The sequence below is a fragment of the Terrabacter sp. NPDC080008 genome (assembly GCF_040702505.1).
Taxonomy (GTDB): Bacteria; Actinomycetota; Actinomycetes; order Actinomycetales; family Dermatophilaceae; genus Terrabacter.
The window spans coordinates 126,441-142,565 of the sequence record NZ_JBFBLC010000005.1; the positions used below are offsets into that span (position 1 = coordinate 126,441).

Consider the following 16,125-nt stretch of genomic DNA (forward strand, 5'->3'; position numbering starts at 1 on the left):
GGGCGGTCCCGAGCATCGGACGCCCGGCGGGACGGCCGCGCCGGATAGGCCTCCTAGGATGAGCGGATGAAGTACGCAGAGAACGTCGCCGACCTCGTCGGCAACACGCCCCTCGTCAAGCTCGGCTCCGTCGTCGCGGACGCGGGGGTGAGGTGCACGGTGCTGGCCAAGGTCGAGTACTTCAACCCCGGCGGCTCGGTCAAGGACCGCATCGCCCTGCGCATGGTCGAGGCGGCCGAGCGCGACGGCTCCCTCAAGCCCGGTGGCACCATCGTCGAGCCGACGAGCGGAAACACCGGGGTCGGGCTAGCCCTGGTGGCCCAGCGCCGCGGCTACAAGTGCGTCTTCGTCTGCCCCGACAAGGTGAGCCAGGACAAGCGCGACGTGCTCAAGGCGTACGGCGCCGAGGTCGTCGTGTGCCCGACCGCGGTCGAGCCCGAGCACCCCGACTCCTACTACTCCGTCTCCGACCGGCTGGTCCGCGAGATCGACGGGGCGTGGAAGCCGAACCAGTACTACAACCCCGAAGGCCCCAACAGCCACTACCTGACGACGGGCCCGGAGATCTGGCGCGACACCGACGGCCGGGTCACCCACTTCGTCACCGGCGCCGGCACCGGCGGCACGATCAGCGGCACGGGTCGCTACCTCAAGGAGGTCAGCGACGGTGCGGTGCGCATCATCGCCGCCGACCCCGAGGGCTCGGTCTACTCCGGCGGCAGCGGCCGCCCCTACCTCGTCGAAGGTGTCGGCGAGGACTTCTGGCCCGGGGCCTATGACCCGTCGGTCGTCGACGACGTCATCGCCGTCAGCGACGCCGACTCCTTCGCGATGACGCGCCGGCTGGCGCGCGAGGAGGGCCTGCTCGTCGGCGGCTCGTGCGGCATGGCGGTCGTGGCCGCCCTGCGCGTCGCGAAGGACCTGCCCGAGGACGCTGTCGTGGTCGTGCTGCTGCCCGACTCGGGCCGCGGCTACATGAGCAAGATCTTCAACGACGAGTGGATGGCCTCCTACGGCTTCCTCGACGACCACACCGAGACCACCGTCGGCGCCGTCCTGCGCAACAAGTCCGGCGACATGCCGGCGCTCGTGCACACCCACCCCAACGAGACGATCCGCGACGCCGTGCAGATCCTGCGCGAGTACGGCGTCTCGCAGATGCCGGTCGTCAAGGCCGAGCCGCCCGTCATGTCCGGTGAGGTGGCCGGCTCGGTGAGCGAGCGCGCGCTGCTCGAGGCGCTCTTCACCGGCCACGCCCACCTCGCCGACCCGGTCGACAAGCACATGGAACCGGGGCTGCCCCTGGTCGGTGCCGGCTCGCCCGTCTCGGCCGCGCGCAAGGAGCTCGAGGACTCCGACGCGGTCCTCGTCGTCGAGGACGGCAAGCCGATCGGCGTCCTCACCCGCGCCGACCTGCTCGGCTTCCTCGCCGAGTGACCCGTCAGGCGCACGCCTGAGACCACGTATGCCGCTGGGCCCGCTTCTGCGAGAGGCGGGCCCAGCGGCATACGTGCGAGAAGGGCTGCAGCTCAGGCCTGCTGCTTGGCCTTCGTCTCGGCCTTCTTGGCCTGCTTGTACTCCCGCACCTTGAGTAGCGAGTCGTTGTCCACCACGTCGGCGACGGAGCGGTAGCCCTCGAGGGCGTAGTCGCCGGCGGCGGCCTCCCAGCCCTCGGGTCGCACGCCGAGCTGCTTGGCGAGCAGCGCCACGAAGATCTGCGCCTTCTGCTTCCCGAAGCCGGGCAGCTCCTGCACGCGGCGGAGCAGCTCCTTGCCGGTCGTGGCCTCGGTCCAGAGCCGGGTGACGTCGCCGTCGTAGCGGCTCTCGACGAGGGCGGCGAGCTCCTGGAGGCGGGCGGCCATCGAGCCGGGGAAGCGATGGATCGCCGGGGGAGTGCTGGCCATGGCCTTGAACTCCTCGGGATCGGCGGCAGCGATGGCGGCCGGGTCGAGCGTGCCGAAACGGCTGAGCACCTTGTAGCCGCCCCGGAAGGCGTGCTCCATGCCGTACTGCTGGTCGAGCATCATCCCGACGACGAGGGCGAAGGGGTGCTCGTCGAGGACCTGGTCGGCGGCGGGGTCACCCGCGATCTGGAAGCCCATGCAGGAATGCTCTCACGCGGTCTCGGGCGGCACGTCGACCCAGGACGACGGCCCGGCGCCCACCCGGCCGCCGCCGGAGGTGAGGCCCGCGACGACGCGTTCGACCTCTGCCACGGCGTCGGGTGCCGCCGCGACGTGGAGCCTGACGCCGAGGGGCAGGTAGTCGACGTCGGTCACCTCGACGCCCGGCAGGGCTCGCAGCGCGTGCTCGACCCGCGGGCCCGCGGTGTGGTCGAGCTCGACGAGGAGGCCGTCGCGCAGCTCCCGCACCACGAGGCGCGCACCGTCGAAGGCGAGCGAGACGGCGTCACCGTAGGCGCGGATCAGGCCCCCTGTGCCGAGCAGGGTGCCGCCGAACCACCGCGTCACGACGGCGACGACCTCGGTCAGGCCGCGACCGCGCAGCACGTCGAGCATCGGGGCGCCCGCCGTGCCCGACGGCTCGCCGTCGTCGTTGCTGCGCAGCGTCGCGCCGTCGGGCCCGAGGACGTATGCCGTGCAGTGGTGCCGGGCGTCGCGACTACCCGATCGCACGCGCTCGATGAACGCGCGGGCCTCCTCCTCGGACGCCGCTGGAGCGAGGTCGCAGACGAACCGCGACCGCTTCACCTCGAGCTCGGCAGAGGCCGGCGCTGCGAGGGTGCGGTAGCGCAGGAGCCGCGAGGGCCGTTCCCCGGTCACGCGACGCCGTTCGTGGCGGCGAGGAGGTGGCCGAGCCCCAGCCCGACGGCTGCCGCGGCGAGCGAGCCGAGCAGGGTGGCTCCGGCATACCGCAGGCCCGTGGCGCGCCCTTCGGCCAGCCAGAGGCGGACGGTCTCGACGGAGGCGGTGCTGAAAGTGGTGTAGCCGCCGCAGAAGCCGGTGCCGAGCACGGCTCGCACGGTCGCGCCCGAGGAGCCTGCCGAGGACGTGACGAGCAGGCCCGTCAGCAGGCCCAGGAGCAGCGAGCCGGTGACGTTGATGAGCATCGTCCCCAGTGGCACGCGGAACGGGTTGCGGCGGGCCACGACGGCGTCCACGACGAAGCGCGCGACGGCTCCGAGACCGCCTCCCAGCGCGAGCAGCAGGATCATCGGCGGGGCTCCGCCGCGCGACTCCGCTGTCGGGAGCGCAGACCCGTGAGGCGGCGGGCGAGGACGTAGCCACCGGCGGCCGCGGCGATACCGAGCGCGATGCTGACGAGCGCGTAGACGAGTCCAACGGCATACGTGTCGGGCGACAGTCGCTGGACGGTCTCGACGGCGAAGGTGCTGTAGGTCGTGAAGCCCCCCAGAAGTCCCGTCCCGAGGGTCAGCCGCGCGGCCCGGCGCCACCCGGCGTCGGGACCGGTGCGGGCCAGGACCTCGAGCAGCGCGCCGAGCAGCAGCGACCCGACGACGTTGATGGCCAGCGTGGTCGACGGGACTCCGGCGGGCTGCGCGGGCGCTGCGTCCTCCAGGGCGGCCCGCGCCGATGTTCCGAGCGCGCCGCCGAGGAAGATGAGGACGAGCAGCCCGGGATGCCGGTGCGGAGCACCGGCTCGTGCAGGCGTCGTCGCGGCAGCGCCGTGGGGCTCGTCGGTCACTCCCACGGGGCTCGTCCTTCCCAGTCGACGACCTGCAAGGGGACCACGACGACGGGCCGGTGCTGGCGGTGGGAGAGCTGCATCGACACCGAGCCGTTGACGAAGTCCGTCAGCCGGCGGTGGCGCCGGACGTGCGAGCCGACCACGAAGCCAGCCGCGTCGACCGCTCGGGCCAGGTGCGTCAGCGCGCGGTCGGGGCGTCCGGCGAGGTAGCGGAAGTGCCACGGCACGTCCTCACCGGCCATCCACTCGCGCACCAGCTGCACCAGGGCCGCCTCTCTCTCGGGCCACCTCTCGTCGTCGAGGTCGGGATCGATGGACAGGTGCGTCACCGTGCCGTCGGGATGCTCGACGTCGGCGTAGCGGGCGGTGTCGACGTGGGCGAAGTAGAGCGACGGTGCTCCCGTCGCGCGCGCCAGCGAGACGGCGGTCAGGGCGACGAGCGGGGACTGGCCGGGCACGACGCCCACGACCAGCGGGTGCCCGGCGAAGTCGGTCATCCGCGAGCGATGCGGTTGGGGTGGCAGCTGCTCGCCCATCCTCGGGTCTCCAGACGCTCAGTGACGGGCGCGGCGCCACAGCCTGCCCATCGTCGCGGCAGCAGCCGCGGATGAACAGGAACCATCAGCCGGTCGGCGGTTCGGGCACCTCGTAGGCGCCCCGGCGGGATCCATCGCCGAGCACACCATAGCGCGCAGCAGCAACCGGGATCGGGCGCGACCGCTCCCGCGGGGTGGTCGACCCGACCTCACGCACCGAGGTAGCGGTCGAGCACGAGGTCGACGAGCTCCTCGGGCGGTGGCTCGCCGGGCACGAGCAGGGGCGGCGTCACGACGTCGGCCCCGGAGCGCGCCGCGAGGTCGGCGAAGAAGCCGGGCGCGAGCAGGTACGTCGCCACGACGACGCGCCGTCCCGGGGCCCGCTGTGCAGCAACAGCATCCGTCAGCGTCGGCGCGGCAGCGGACAGGTAGCCGGCGGTCACCGGCCGGCCGAGGAGACGCCCGAGGGAGTCGGCGACCCGCTCGCAGTCGGCGATGGCCGAGGACTGGGACGAGCCGGCAGCCCCGAGCACGACGACGTCGTCGTCGCGCAGGCCGGCTGCCAGCAGGCGTCGACGCAGCAGGCCGGCCAGCCGTTCGTCCGGGCCCAGCGCGGGGGCCACCGTCGTGCAGGGGACCGACTCGGCTGCCGCCGCGAGGTCGACGTAGACGTGGTAGCCCGCGGACAGCAGGAGGGGGACGAGCCGCGCCGGGGAGCGCCCCGACAGCGAGGTGAGCACGGCGGCGGGGTCCGGCGGCTGCACGTCCACGAAGGCGGCGCGGACCGTCAGGTCGGGCCGGCGCGCCGCGACGGCCGCGACGAGCCCCCCGACAGCGGACCGGCCCGCGGGGGACGAGGTCCCGTGCGCTGCAGCCACGAGCACGGGTTCAGGACCGGACATGCCCACACCCTCTCAAACCCCAACACCCTTCAACCGTCGAGAGGCCACGTCTGGCCCCTCCTCAACCGTCGAGAGGCCACATCTGGCCCCTCCCGACCCGTCGAGAGGCCACGAACGGCCCGAAGCCGGGCGTGACCGCGGGCGCGCGTAGGCTCGCGCGCATGACCTCGGCTCCCGACCAGGCCCTGCTCAACACCTTGTCCGTGGGCACGGCCGGACCGCGCATCGCCTTCCTCCACGGTCTCTTCGGCCAGGGGCGCAACTGGAACCAGATCGCCAAGGCCGTCAGCGGCCCCGAGGGCACCGACGCGCGCTGCCTCCTCGTCGACCTGCCCGACCACGGGCGCTCGCCGTGGTCGCAGGAGTTCTCGCTCGACGCGTACGCCGACGCCGTGGCAGCCACGCTGCGCGCGGCCGGTGAGGGTGAGCCGTATGCCGTCGTCGGCCACTCGCTGGGCGGCAAGGTCGCGATGGTGCTCGCCCTGCGCCACCCCGAGCTCGTCGAGCGGCTCGTCGTCGTCGACATCGCCCCCAAGGGCTACGGCAACCTCGAGCGCTTCGAGGGCTACATCCGCGAGATGCAGTCGCTGCCGCTGGAGCAGCTGACGAGCCGCGGCGACGCCGAGGCGCGGTTCAGCGAGCCCGACCCGGGCGTCAAGGCGTTCTTGCTGCAGAACCTGCGCCGCGACGGCCAGGCGTGGCGCTGGCAGGTCAACCTCGACCTCGTCGCCCGGGACGCGGGACGGGGTGCGGGGTCACGCATCGCGGACTGGCCGGATGCGCTCGACGAGCTGCCGGCATACGAGGGCCCGGTGCTGTGGGTCGCCGGCGGCGCCTCGCGCTACATCCAGCGCGAGGACGGGGACCGCATGCGACGGCACTTCCCGCGGACGCGCCTGTTCACGATCAAGGGCGCGGGGCACTGGGTGCACACCGACGCCCCCGAGATCATCGTCACCGCGCTGCGCCGCTTCCTGCACTCACCCGCCTGACGCGGCGGACGGCATACGACCGCCCTCAGAGCAGGCGGCGGCCCATGGCCCACGCGGTGAGCTCGTGGCGCGAGCTGAGCTGCAGCTTGCGCAGCACCGAGCTGACGTGCGTCTCGACGGTCTTGACGGAGATGAACAGCTCCTTCGCGACCTCCTTGTACTGGTAGCCGCGCGCGATCAGGCGCATGACCTCGCGCTCGCGGGCGGAGAGCCGGTCGAGCTCCTCGTCGATCTCGGCGACCTCCCCGGCGGCGGCGCCGAACGCGTCGAGGACGAAGCCGGCCAGCCGCGGGCTGAAGACCGCGTCCCCGTCGGCGACGCGGCCGATGGCGGTGAGCAGCTCCTCCGCGCTGATGGTCTTTGTGACGTAGCCGCGGGCGCCGGCCCGGATGACGGCGATGACGTCCTCGGCGGCGTCGGAGACCGACAGCGCCAGGAAGCGCACCGGCGTCCCCGCAGCCGTCTGGATGCCGTTGCACGCGCGGATGACGTCGGCCCCGCCGTGCCCGTCGCCGCCGGGCAGGTGCACGTCGAGGAGCACGACGTCGGGCTGCTGCTCCTTGATCACCTGGACGGCGGACTCGACCGCCCCTGCCTCGCCGGCGATCTCGAGGGCGAAGCCACCCGCCCGGGGCGTGGCCGCCAAGGAGGTGAGCTCGGCCCGCACGCCGGTGCGGAACATGTGGTGGTCGTCGACGATGACGATGCGGATGTGCCGCGCGTCGGTCATGAGGGCTGCTCCTGGCTCTCGGTGGCGCTGTGGGGGGCGCTCTGGGTGGCGCTGGTCGGGGTGCTGACGTCGGCCGCGGCAGACGCGGCGGCAGAGGCGGTGGGTGAGGCGGTGGGGGAGCTCGCGGTGGAGGGCCGCTCGGGCTCACCGGCCTGCCCGACCGGGAGGCGCAGCTCCACCTCGGTACCGTCGGGACGGCGGCGGATGCGGGCCGTGCCCCCGTGGCGCTCCATGCGCCCGATGATCGACTCGCGCACGCCGGCCCGGTCGTCGGGCACGGCGTCGGGGTCGAAGCCGGCGCCGTGGTCGCGCACGAACGCCTCGACCGCGTCCGGGCCGACCTCGACGTAGGTGCTGACCGGCGGGCTCGCGTGGCGCACGGCGTTCCAGGCCGCCTCGCGGACGGCCTTGACCAGGGCGTCGAGGTGCTCGTCCATCGCCCGGTCGCCGGTGACGACGAGCTGCACGGGTACGCCGTGGAGGTCCTCGACCTCGCCCATCGCCGCCGTGAGGGCGGCGCCGAGGGTGCCGGCACGCGCGTCCTCGTCGTAGAGGTAGCTGCGCAGCTGGCGCTCCTGCGCCCGGGCGAGCCGGGCCACCGCCGCCGCGTCGCCGGACTGGCGCTGGATGAGCGCCAGGGTCTGCAGCACCGAGTCGTGCAGGTGGGCGGCGATGTCGGCGCGCTCGGTGGCCCGGATACGAGCGGCCTGCTCGAGGCGCAGGTTGCTCCAGAGCCGCAGGATCCACGGCGCGCACAGCACCGCGACGCCGACGAGGGCGGCCAGCACGGCGCCGGCGACCTGCCACAGCTCGGTGAGGTTGGTGCCGCGCACGAGCAGGCCGACCAGGCCCAGGATGGTCAGACCGAGCCCGACCACGAGCCAGATCCACCGGACCGGGCGTCGGGTGCCGAGGCGGTCGGTGTCATCGAGCTGGGACCAGAAGAAGATCGCGCCGATGACGATGGCGACCACCGGCAGGACCACCTCGACGTGGACCCCGAAGCCGGCGCTGCCCAGCCACAGGGCTCCCGCGACTGCGAGTGCAGCGACGCCGAGGAGCGTGATGACGACCGCCTGGTTGCCGCTGCGCAGCCACGTGCGCAGGCCCCTCAGGTCGAAGTGCGGCCCGGCGGCACCCGCGGTCGTGGTGCCCCCGCTCGTGGGCTTCGCCGCGGTCGGGGTGACCGCGACGGCGGGGTCGACGTCGCCTATCTCGCGCATCGTCGCCCAGAGGAAGACGTAGACGGCGAGCCCCGCGCCGAAGGGGATGCTCGTCAGGACGAGCCCCACGCGTACGGCCACGACGGGCAGCCCGAGGTGGTCCGCGAGGCCGGCGGCCACTCCGGCGACCACCCTGCCCTTGCGGTGGCGCACGAGCGGCGGCCGCGGCGTCGTGCGCCACGTCGGCCGCGCGGGCCCCGCTCCGTTCTCGTATGCCGTCTGCACCGTCCCATCCTCGCCCACCGGGGCGGGTGGGAGCGACCACCGCAGCCCCCTTTGGGGGTCACGTCAGGGTGCGGTCAGGGTCGACCCTCATGGCCGGCGTCCGCGTGCCGCGCCACTGTGGTGTCATGACGAACAGCAGTGGCGCCCCGCAGCAGACAGGCCAGGGGCAGGGTGGCAACGGCGGACCGCGACAGGGCGGTCACGGAGGGCACGGACTCGACGGCTTCTACGCCGCGCTGCGCCGGCCCGGCATCGTGCGGCAGTCGCAAGGGCGCTGGTTCGCCGGCGTCGCGAACGGCTTGGCGCGGTGGCTCGGTGTCGACCCGCTCGTGGTGCGAGCCGGTTTCATCCTCTTCTCGATCTTCTTCGGGATGGGCGTGGCGCTCTACCTGGTGCTGTGGCTGCTCATGCCCGACGAGCGCGGCGAGATCCACGTCGAGCGCGCGCTCAAGCACGGCGAGGGCGGCTCCATCTTCCTGCTCGTCGTCACGGCCATGTCGGTCCTCGGCGGCGGCCCCTGGTGGGGCGGCGACACGCGGGGCTTCCGCTTCTTCGGCTTCGTGCTCCTGGTCGTCGGGGCGTGGTGGTTCCTGACCCGCACGTCCGCCGGCCGTGAGCTGAGGGCCCAGGCCCCGTGGCGCGGCAACGCCGATGGCGCCACCGGCTCGACCGGCTCGACCAGCACGTCCGGCTCTTCCAGCGCGACCAGTGCGACGGGTGCGACCTCCGCGCCGGCCTACCCCGGAGCGCCGGAGGCCGCCCCGACCGGCCCTGCGCCCTTCGTGCCCGGTGCGGGCGTGTCCGGGCCGGCGGCACCCGGCCCCGTGACGGCATACGGCTCGACCGGCAACGCCGCCGCGAACGCCGGCGCCACGCTTGCGGCCCCTCGCACCCCGGCGCCCACGCCCGTCCACGAGCGCACGCCGGTCGTCGGTTTCGCCGGCGGGCTGCTGCTGCTCGGGCTGTCCATCCTCACCGCGGTGGTGGTCTCCTCGGTGGCGCAGGCCGCAGGCTGGTCCGGTAGCCACGTGGCAGTGGGCCTCGCTTCCGGCGTCGGCGTGCTCGGTCTCGGCATCCTCGTGGCGGGCCTGGCCGGCCGACGTGCCGGTGGCCTCGCGTTCTTCGCCGTGGTCGGCATGATCGCCGCCGCTGCCGCCACCGCGACCCCGGCGGGGGTGTCGCAGCCGTGGCAGGTCGGCGACCAGACGCACCAGGTCACCTCCCTCACCCCGTCGCCGAGCTTCGAGCTCGGGGTCGGCCAGATGCAGGTCGACCTGACCAAGGCCGACTACCGGGCGACACCGGGCACCGACTACGTCACGGCCAAGGCGGCGCTGGGGCAGATCGACCTCGTCGTGCCCAAGGGCGTGCGGGTCACCGTCAACGCGACCGGCCGCGCAGGCGCGCTGCACGCCACGGGCACCACGCAGGGCGACGTCGACTGGCAGTCCGGGCAGACCGGCATGGGTCCGGGGATGCGCAACGGCGGCATGAGCTGGTCGAAGACGGTGCAGTACGGCCCCCAGTCCGGCCAGCCGGAGATCGTCGTGGACGCCGAGATCGGCGTCGGCGAGATCCACGTCCGGAGCGCGTCATGAGCACCGCGGGCGACGGTTCCGGCCGCGAGCTGCCCGAACCCGCACCCGCACCCGACAGGCACGACCACCCGACCCACGAACCGACGAACCCAGCGGAGAGCTCCATGCCCACCCACGACAGCAACGACACCGACCCGACCGCCCACCCGCTCCCCGACCCGACAGTCACGACGGAGCTTCCGACGGCCACGACGGCCGAGCCGGCTACCGACCCGACCGCCGACCCAACCGCCGACCCAACCGCCGATCCGGCGCACACCACCGCGCTGCCCACGGCCGCGACCCAGGCCCTGCCGGCCACGCCACCCTTCCGGGTCGAGCCGGCCAGCCCGGTGCCGGACGACGTCGTCACCCCCGGTTCGGAGCTGCCCCACCTGCCGCCGGCGGCTCCTCCGATGACCGAGTCCTCGACGCCCAAGCCGGCTCCGGCCCCCGAACCCGCCCCCCGGCCGGGTCTCGTCACGGTGCACCGGGGCCCGCGCCCGGGTTCGATCATGCTGGGCCTGCTGACGGTGCTGGTCGCGGCATACCTTTTGCTGGCCAACCTCACGCACGGTGACGTCGGCTTCGCCGTCTCGGGCCCGACCTTCCTCGGGGCGTTCGGCGGCATCCTGCTGCTCGTCGGCCTCGCCGGGGTGGTGGCCGGCCGGCTGCGCCGCCGGTGAGCGGGGCGCCGCACGTCCCGCCGTCGGACCTCGTGACTAGGCTCGGCCCAAAGACAAGCCGGGTCCGTCCGGCACTCGCAGTGGGGAGACGACGTGGTCAGCAGGTCCGGCATCAACCTCGAGGCGCTCGACCGGTCGACCCGGCCGCAGGACGACCTGTTCCGGTTCGTCAACGGCACGTGGCTCGACCGCACCGAGATCCCGGGGGACCGGGCGCGGTTCGGCACCTTCGACATCCTGCGCGAGGAGTCCACCGCGCGCGTCCGCGACCTCATCGAGGAGGCGGCGCAGGCCGCGGAGGAGGAGGCACCCGGCACGCCCAAGCGCCAGGTCGGCGACCTCTTCGCGAGCTTCACCGACACCGACCGCATCGAGGAGCTCGGGCTCGCACCGCTGCAGGCCGTGCTCTCGCAGGTGGCCCGGGTCGACGACGCCGAGAGCCTGGCGCGTGCCCTGGGTCGACTGGCGCGTGACGGGGTCGCAGGCGCCGTCCAGCACTTCGTCTCGCCCGACGAGCGTTCGCCTGAGGACTACGTCGTCTACCTCGAGCAGGGCGGTCTCGGGCTTCCGGACGAGTCGTACTACCGCGAGGAGAAGTACGCCGACATCCGGGCCGCGTACGTCGCGCACGTCGGGCGCCTGCTGGGTCTTGCCGGCATCCCCGACCCCGAGGACAAGGCGGAGCGCGTCATGGCGCTCGAGACTCTGCTCGCGCGCTCCCACTGGGACACCGTGAGCAACCGCGACGCCATCAAGACCTACAACGCCCACACCTACGACGAGCTGAAGGCGCTGGCCCCCCAGTTCGGCTGGGACGCCTGGCTCTCCGGGCTCGACGCGCCCGTCCACTCTTTCGAGAAGGTCGTCGTCCGCCAGCCGAGCTTCGTCTCCGGGCTCGGCGAGGCCCTCGAGTCGGTCGACATCGCCGACTGGCGCTCGTGGCTGACCTGGCACGTCCTGTCGGAGTTCGCGCACCTGCTGCCGCAGGCGTTCGTCGACGAGGACTTCGACTTCTACGGCCGCACCCTCTCGGGCCAGCCCGAGAACAAGGAGCGCTGGAAGCGTGGCGTGTCGGTCGTCGAGTCGTGCGTCGGCGAGGCCGTCGGGCAGCTCTACGCCGAGCGGTGGTTCCCGCCCGCAGCCAAGGCCCGCATGCAGGAGCTCGTCGGCAACCTCGTGGAGGCGTTCCGCCGGTCCTTCTCGTCGCTGGAGTGGATGAGCCCCGAGACGCGGGCCGAGGCCGTCGCCAAGCTCGACGCGTTCACCCCGAAGATCGGCTACCCCGACGTCTGGCGCGACTACTCGAGCATCGAGATCGACGCCGCCGACCTCGTCGGCAACGTCCGTCGCAGCACCGCCTTCGAGGTCGACCGCAACCTCGCCAAGATCGGCAAGCCGATCGACCGCACCGAGTGGTTCATGCTGCCGCAGACGGTCAACGCCTACTACATGCCCTCGATGAACGAGATCGTCTTCCCGGCCGCGATCCTGCAGCCGCCGTTCTTCGACCTCGAGGCCGACGTCGCCGTCAACTACGGCGGCATCGGCGCGGTCATCGGCCACGAGCTCGGCCACGGCTTCGACGACCAGGGCTCGCGCTACGACGGCACCGGTGCCCTGCGCGACTGGTGGACCGAGGCCGACCGCAAGCGCTTCGACGCACTCTCCCAGCGGCTCATCGAGCAGTTCAGCCGCTACACGCCCGCGGGCCTCTCCGAGGACCACAAGGTCAACGGCGGCCTGACCGTCGGCGAGAACATCGGCGACCTCGGCGGCCTGCAGATCGGCTACTCCGCCTATCGCATCGCCACGGAGGGCGACGGCATGGTCGAGCTCGACGGCTTCACCGGGCCGCAGCGCTTCTTCATGGGCTGGGCCCAGGTGTGGAAGGGCAAGTCGCGCGAGGCCGAGGCGATCCGGCTGCTGGCCGTCGACCCGCACTCGCCGCAGGACGTGCGCGGCAACGCCGTGCGCAACCTGTCGGAGTTCCACGAGGCGTTCGGGGTCAAGCCCGGGGACGAGATGTGGCTCGACGAGGACGAGCGCGTCCGCATCTTCTGACCGACCCCCTCCGGCCGAGCTGGCCGGACAGCACTGCGGCGCAGCGAGAACCGTCTCGCTGCGCCGCAGTTGTCAACAGGCGTCAGGCCGGGGGAGCGATGTCCTGCTGGGCGGGGAGCTGGTCCTGCCGCACGATGCCGACCGGGCACGTCATGCCGTTGGGGCCGTGGTTGCAGTAGCCGCCGGGGTTCTTGTGGAGGTAGCCCTGGTGGTAGTCCTCGGCGAGGTAGAAGGGCCCGGCGTCCTCGGCGGAGCGGATCTCGGTCGTGATCTGTCCGTAGCCGTTGTCGTCCAGTACCTTCTGGAACGCCTCGCGCGTGGCCTCCGCCGCGAGCCGCTGGCCCTCCGTCGTCCAGAAGATCGCCGAGCGGTACGCCGTGCCGATGTCGTTGCCCTGCCGGTTGGCCGTCGTCGGGTCGTGGTTCTCCCAGAACGCCTTGAGCAGCAGCTCGGGCGAGGTCTTGGCCGGGTCGTAGACGACGCGGACCGTCTCGGCGTGCCCGGTCATCCCGGTGCACGTCTCCTCGTAGGTCGGATTGGGCGTGTAGCCGCCCATGTAGCCGGCGGCCGTGGCGATGACGCCGTCCTGGCGCCAGAAGATCCGCTCGACGCCCCAGAAGCACCCCATCGCCACGTAGAGCACCTCGGAGCCCTCGGGCCACGGGCCCTCGAGCGGCGTGCCGAGCACGACGTGGGTGGGGTTCACGGCATACGGCCGTTCTGCACGGCCCGAGAGGGCCTCCTCGCGGCTGGGCATCTGCGACTTCCTACCGAATCCGAACACCATGCCAGTGTCACATCCTTCGTGCTGGGCGCGTCTTACGCCAGTCCAACGCCCGGAACCCCCTGCGTATGCCGCGTCGTGCGGTCGCGGACAAATCGCTGGCCCCGCAGGGGCGGGCTCGACAGACTCTGCCCGTGACCGACGACTTCACCATCCGGCCCCTCGACGTGCTCGACCCCGGCCAGGACGCGGCTGCCCGGCAGTGGATCGACGTCCACGCCTCGGTGCAGCGCGAGCTGTTCGCCGAGCGAGGCAGCGAGTGGCCGCTCGAGGAGCTGCAGGCGCTGCACCGGACCGGCACCAAGAAGCGCGTCGACCTGGCCGCGTGGTCGGGGGAGCGGGTCGTGGGGGCCCTCGAGGTCCAGCTGCCGCAGCTAGACAACCCCGAGGCCGCCATGCTGTGGCTCTCGGTGCGGGCCGAGGCGCGCGGTCGGGGCATCGGCTCGGCGCTGCTCGCGGAGGCCGAGCGCATCGGCGCCGAGCACGGCCGGTCGCTGTTCTTCGCCGAGACCGAGTGGGCCGACGGTGGCCAGGACGCGTCCGAGCGGTTCGCGACCGCGCGTGGCTTCGGCATCGGGCAGACGGTGCTGCGCAGCGAGATGGCCCTGCCCGCGGACCGAAATGCGCTCGAGTCGAGCGTGGCCGCCCCGGGCGCGGAGGACTACGAGTTGGAGGGCTACGTCGACCACATGCCTCCCGCGTGGCTGGACGACCGCGCCGTGCTGCAGCAGCGGATGAGCACCGATGCCCCGAACGACGGGCTGGACCTGGAGGAGGAGGCCTGGGACGCGGCCCGGCTCCTCGAGCAGCAGGAGCGGCTCCTGTCGGCGGGACGGCGCATCGTGGAGACGGTGGCCCGGCACGTGCCGTCCGGCCGGATCGTCGGCTTCACCCAGGTGTCGGTCTCGGCGAGCGAGCCGACCCTGGGCTACCAGCAGGACACCCTGGTGCTGAGTGAGCACCGCGGGCACGGACTGGGCCTGCGGCTCAAGGCCGCCAACGCGCTCGCGCTCATGGACGCCCTCCCCGGCGTCACGGCGGTCCGCACGTGGAACGCCGACTCGAACGAGCACATGCTCGCGGTCAACAACCGCCTCGGCTACGTCGTCGACGGCTACAGCCGCGAATGGCAGAAGCGCCTCAGGCAGGACTGAGCAGCCAGACGTGGGAACCGCGAGGACGTGACCGGCGTCTGGACTTCGCCGAGGCGGCACTCGTTGCGGCGGAAGGGGACTCCCATGCCGAGAAGCGCTCTCGTGTCCGCCGTGTTGGCTGTGGTCGTCGCGGCCGGAACGCTGGCAGGGTGCACCGACTCCGACCCGCACGACCCGTCGACCAGTGCGTCGGTGACGGACGGGGCGCAGGCCCACGCGGACGCGCTCTGGGCCGACCGGACGGCATACGTCGGCGACAACTCCAAGGTCATCGCGCTCGTGGACGAGGCGGGCTTCGCTGCCCCGGGGTCGTACACCCTGAGCCTCTGGACCACACGCCCGCCGTATGCCGTCACCATCGACCTGGCCCACCCGGCCAAGCCGTTCGAGCAGACCGACTTCACTGTGGCGGCCACGATCCTGCTCGGGACGGTGCGCAACCTCGACGCCGTGCACGTCACCTCGCAGGGGAAGACCTTCACGCTCACGGCGCGGCAGGCGACGACGACGCTCGGCCACGACGTCAAGACGCTCGGCACGGACCGGCAGGCGCTCGCGGACTATCTGCGGTCCCAGGAGGACTGACACCCGGAAGACGCGGACGGCAGGTCCGGGCTGCAAGTCGGGCGGGCACACCGGGAATGTGTGGCGGGGTGTGGCGGTTGGCACCCCATGGACGTCGCCATTTGGTTATGGCTGGCACAACGTGGTGTTATCCGTCCGTTCCAGTTGACCCCCCACCCCCAGGAAGTCCAGCCATGCGTTCGAGGTCTGTCCTCACCGTCCTGCTCGCCACCGTCCTCGCCGCTGTCCTCGCGGCCTGCAGCAGCACGAGCAGTGCGTCCAGTGGCGGCTCGGACCTGCAGGCGGTCAAGAGCGCCGGCGTGCTGAAGGTCGGGACCGAGGGCACCTACGCGCCCTTCTCCTTCCACGACCCCAAGACCAACCAGTTGACCGGCTACGACGTCGAGGTCGCCAAGGCCGTCGCCGACAAGCTCGGCGTCAAGGTGCAGTACGTCGAGACCCCGTGGGACGCGATCTTCGCCGGCCTCACGAGCAACCGCTTCGACGCCGTCATCAACCAGGTGACGAAGAACCCCCAGCGTGCGGGCCTCTACGGGCTGAGCTCGACCTACACGTACTCGGAGGGCGTCATCGCGACGCGTGCGGACAACTCCTCGATCACCTCCCTCGCCGCGCTCAAGGGCAAGAAGTCGGCACAGAGCCTGACGAGCAACTGGGCGCAGGTCGCCAAGGACGCCGGTGCGCAGGTGGAGTCGGTCGAGGGGTTCACCCAGGCCATCACCCTGCTCAAGCAGTCGCGCGTCGACGCCACCGTCAACGACAGCCTCGCCGTCCTCGACTACCAGAAGTCCACCGGCGACCAGAGCATCAAGATCGCCGGCAAGACCGGCGACGTCTCCGAGCAGGCCGTGGCCACCCGCAAGAGCTCCGACCTCGTCGCCGCGATCGACAAGGCGCTGGGCGAGCTGAAGGCCGACGGCACGCTGAAGAAGCTCTCCGAGAAGTACTTCGGCAGCGACGTCTCGGTCAAGCCCGCCGCGTGACCCCGAAAACCCGTCCCA

17 protein-coding genes and 1 riboswitch are annotated in these 16,125 nt (G+C 72.4%); of the genes, 8 read left to right on the forward strand and 9 right to left on the reverse strand.

The window, feature by feature from the left end; translation table 11 throughout:
* Positions 1-66 precede the first annotated feature (66 nt).
* Entirely contained in the window at positions 67-1,437 is a 1,371-nt protein-coding gene (locus tag AB0316_RS15165) for a cystathionine beta-synthase (protein WP_366273867.1), read from the forward strand.
* A 92-nt stretch (positions 1,438-1,529) separates the two neighbouring features.
* Here AB0316_RS15165 and AB0316_RS15170 read toward each other — a convergent pair whose 3' ends face one another.
* The 6 genes from AB0316_RS15170 to AB0316_RS15195 form a co-directional block, all read right to left on the reverse strand.
* The gene (locus tag AB0316_RS15170) at positions 1,530-2,102 is read right to left on the reverse strand and encodes an HhH-GPD-type base excision DNA repair protein (protein ID WP_366273868.1); all 573 of its coding nucleotides are present in this window, start codon (positions 2,100-2,102) and stop codon (positions 1,530-1,532) included.
* A 12-nt stretch (positions 2,103-2,114) separates the two neighbouring features.
* Positions 2,115-2,783 carry a YigZ family protein gene (locus tag AB0316_RS15175; protein WP_366273869.1) on the reverse strand — a complete coding sequence of 223 codons (669 nt, stop codon included), beginning with the start codon at positions 2,781-2,783 and terminating at the stop codon, positions 2,115-2,117.
* Positions 2,780-3,175, reverse strand: a complete 396-nt coding sequence (locus AB0316_RS15180) for a CrcB family protein (protein WP_366273870.1) — start codon at positions 3,173-3,175, stop codon at positions 2,780-2,782. Before AB0316_RS15180 ends, AB0316_RS15175 begins: the two co-directional genes overlap by 4 nt.
* A complete protein-coding gene (locus tag AB0316_RS15185; protein ID WP_366273871.1) occupies positions 3,172-3,672 on the reverse strand; it encodes a CrcB family protein in 501 nt (166 codons plus the stop codon). Before AB0316_RS15185 ends, AB0316_RS15180 begins: the two co-directional genes overlap by 4 nt.
* On the reverse strand, positions 3,663-4,166 hold the full coding sequence (locus AB0316_RS15190; RefSeq protein ID WP_366273872.1) for a universal stress protein: 504 nt from the start codon (positions 4,164-4,166) through the stop codon (positions 3,663-3,665). Before AB0316_RS15190 ends, AB0316_RS15185 begins: the two co-directional genes overlap by 10 nt.
* A gap of 108 nt (positions 4,167-4,274) precedes the next feature.
* Positions 4,275-4,353, reverse strand: a riboswitch (Fluoride riboswitch).
* Between the two features lie 61 nt (positions 4,354-4,414).
* Positions 4,415-5,107: a CbiX/SirB N-terminal domain-containing protein gene (locus AB0316_RS15195; RefSeq protein WP_366273873.1), complete on the reverse strand. Its 693-nt coding sequence runs from the start codon at positions 5,105-5,107 to the stop codon at positions 4,415-4,417.
* A 161-nt stretch (positions 5,108-5,268) separates the two neighbouring features.
* On the opposite strand from AB0316_RS15195, the gene AB0316_RS15200 reads away from it, so the two are divergent.
* Positions 5,269-6,099 (forward strand): alpha/beta fold hydrolase, encoded by an 831-nt coding sequence (locus tag AB0316_RS15200; RefSeq protein WP_366273874.1) that lies wholly within the window; start codon positions 5,269-5,271, stop codon positions 6,097-6,099.
* A 25-nt stretch (positions 6,100-6,124) separates the two neighbouring features.
* Here AB0316_RS15200 and AB0316_RS15205 read toward each other — a convergent pair whose 3' ends face one another.
* A complete protein-coding gene (locus tag AB0316_RS15205) occupies positions 6,125-6,829 on the reverse strand; it encodes a response regulator transcription factor (protein ID WP_366273875.1) in 705 nt (234 codons plus the stop codon).
* Positions 6,826-8,277, reverse strand: a complete 1,452-nt coding sequence (locus tag AB0316_RS15210; protein ID WP_366273876.1) for a PspC domain-containing protein — start codon at positions 8,275-8,277, stop codon at positions 6,826-6,828. The genes AB0316_RS15205 and AB0316_RS15210 overlap by 4 nt, the downstream gene beginning before the upstream one ends.
* Positions 8,278-8,402: 125 nt before the next feature.
* Between AB0316_RS15210 and AB0316_RS15215 the strand changes: the two genes are divergently transcribed.
* From AB0316_RS15215 to AB0316_RS15225, 3 genes are all read left to right on the forward strand, one after another.
* Positions 8,403-9,875 carry a PspC domain-containing protein gene (locus AB0316_RS15215; protein ID WP_366273877.1) on the forward strand — a complete coding sequence of 491 codons (1,473 nt, stop codon included), beginning with the start codon at positions 8,403-8,405 and terminating at the stop codon, positions 9,873-9,875.
* A gap of 104 nt (positions 9,876-9,979) precedes the next feature.
* The gene (locus AB0316_RS15220; protein ID WP_366273878.1) at positions 9,980-10,540 is read left to right on the forward strand and encodes a hypothetical protein; all 561 of its coding nucleotides are present in this window, start codon (positions 9,980-9,982) and stop codon (positions 10,538-10,540) included.
* A gap of 93 nt (positions 10,541-10,633) precedes the next feature.
* Positions 10,634-12,601, forward strand: a complete 1,968-nt coding sequence (locus AB0316_RS15225) for a M13-type metalloendopeptidase (protein WP_366273879.1) — start codon at positions 10,634-10,636, stop codon at positions 12,599-12,601.
* A gap of 82 nt (positions 12,602-12,683) precedes the next feature.
* Here the strand turns inward: AB0316_RS15225 and msrA are convergent, their stop codons facing one another.
* A complete protein-coding gene (msrA, locus tag AB0316_RS15230) occupies positions 12,684-13,358 on the reverse strand; it encodes a peptide-methionine (S)-S-oxide reductase MsrA (RefSeq protein WP_366273880.1) in 675 nt (224 codons plus the stop codon).
* Positions 13,359-13,519: 161 nt separating this feature from the next.
* Between msrA and AB0316_RS15235 the strand changes: the two genes are divergently transcribed.
* The 3 genes from AB0316_RS15235 to AB0316_RS15245 all read left to right on the forward strand — a co-directional run bounded on the left by AB0316_RS15235 (position 13,520) and on the right by AB0316_RS15245 (position 16,107).
* Positions 13,520-14,539: a GNAT family N-acetyltransferase gene (locus tag AB0316_RS15235; protein ID WP_366273881.1), complete on the forward strand. Its 1,020-nt coding sequence runs from the start codon at positions 13,520-13,522 to the stop codon at positions 14,537-14,539.
* Positions 14,540-14,623: 84 nt separating this feature from the next.
* The gene (locus AB0316_RS15240; protein WP_366273882.1) at positions 14,624-15,124 is read left to right on the forward strand and encodes a DUF4825 domain-containing protein; all 501 of its coding nucleotides are present in this window, start codon (positions 14,624-14,626) and stop codon (positions 15,122-15,124) included.
* Positions 15,125-15,297: 173 nt separating this feature from the next.
* Entirely contained in the window at positions 15,298-16,107 is an 810-nt protein-coding gene (locus AB0316_RS15245; RefSeq protein WP_366273883.1) for an amino acid ABC transporter substrate-binding protein, read from the forward strand.
* The last annotated feature ends 18 nt before the right edge of the window (positions 16,108-16,125 follow it).

What these genes read in the sequence shown, in the direction of transcription:
- AB0316_RS15165 (WP_366273867.1), top strand. Translation starts at nt 67, where the DNA reads ATGAAGTACGCAGAGAACGTCGCCGACCTCGTCGGCAACACGCCCCTC.
- AB0316_RS15170 (WP_366273868.1), bottom strand. Translation starts at nt 2,102, where the DNA reads ATGGGCTTCCAGATCGCGGGTGACCCCGCCGCCGACCAGGTCCTCGAC.
- AB0316_RS15180 (WP_366273870.1), bottom strand. Translation starts at nt 3,175, where the DNA reads ATGATCCTGCTGCTCGCGCTGGGAGGCGGTCTCGGAGCCGTCGCGCGC.
- AB0316_RS15190 (WP_366273872.1), bottom strand. Translation starts at nt 4,166, where the DNA reads ATGACCGACTTCGCCGGGCACCCGCTGGTCGTGGGCGTCGTGCCCGGC.
- AB0316_RS15195 (WP_366273873.1), bottom strand. Translation starts at nt 5,107, where the DNA reads ATGTCCGGTCCTGAACCCGTGCTCGTGGCTGCAGCGCACGGGACCTCG.
- AB0316_RS15200 (WP_366273874.1), top strand. Translation starts at nt 5,269, where the DNA reads ATGACCTCGGCTCCCGACCAGGCCCTGCTCAACACCTTGTCCGTGGGC.
- AB0316_RS15205 (WP_366273875.1), bottom strand. Translation starts at nt 6,829, where the DNA reads ATGACCGACGCGCGGCACATCCGCATCGTCATCGTCGACGACCACCAC.
- AB0316_RS15215 (WP_366273877.1), top strand. Translation starts at nt 8,403, where the DNA reads ATGACGAACAGCAGTGGCGCCCCGCAGCAGACAGGCCAGGGGCAGGGT.
- AB0316_RS15220 (WP_366273878.1), top strand. Translation starts at nt 9,980, where the DNA reads ATGCCCACCCACGACAGCAACGACACCGACCCGACCGCCCACCCGCTC.
- msrA (WP_366273880.1), bottom strand. Translation starts at nt 13,358, where the DNA reads ATGCCCAGCCGCGAGGAGGCCCTCTCGGGCCGTGCAGAACGGCCGTAT.
- AB0316_RS15240 (WP_366273882.1), top strand. Translation starts at nt 14,624, where the DNA reads ATGCCGAGAAGCGCTCTCGTGTCCGCCGTGTTGGCTGTGGTCGTCGCG.
- AB0316_RS15245 (WP_366273883.1), top strand. Translation starts at nt 15,298, where the DNA reads ATGCGTTCGAGGTCTGTCCTCACCGTCCTGCTCGCCACCGTCCTCGCC.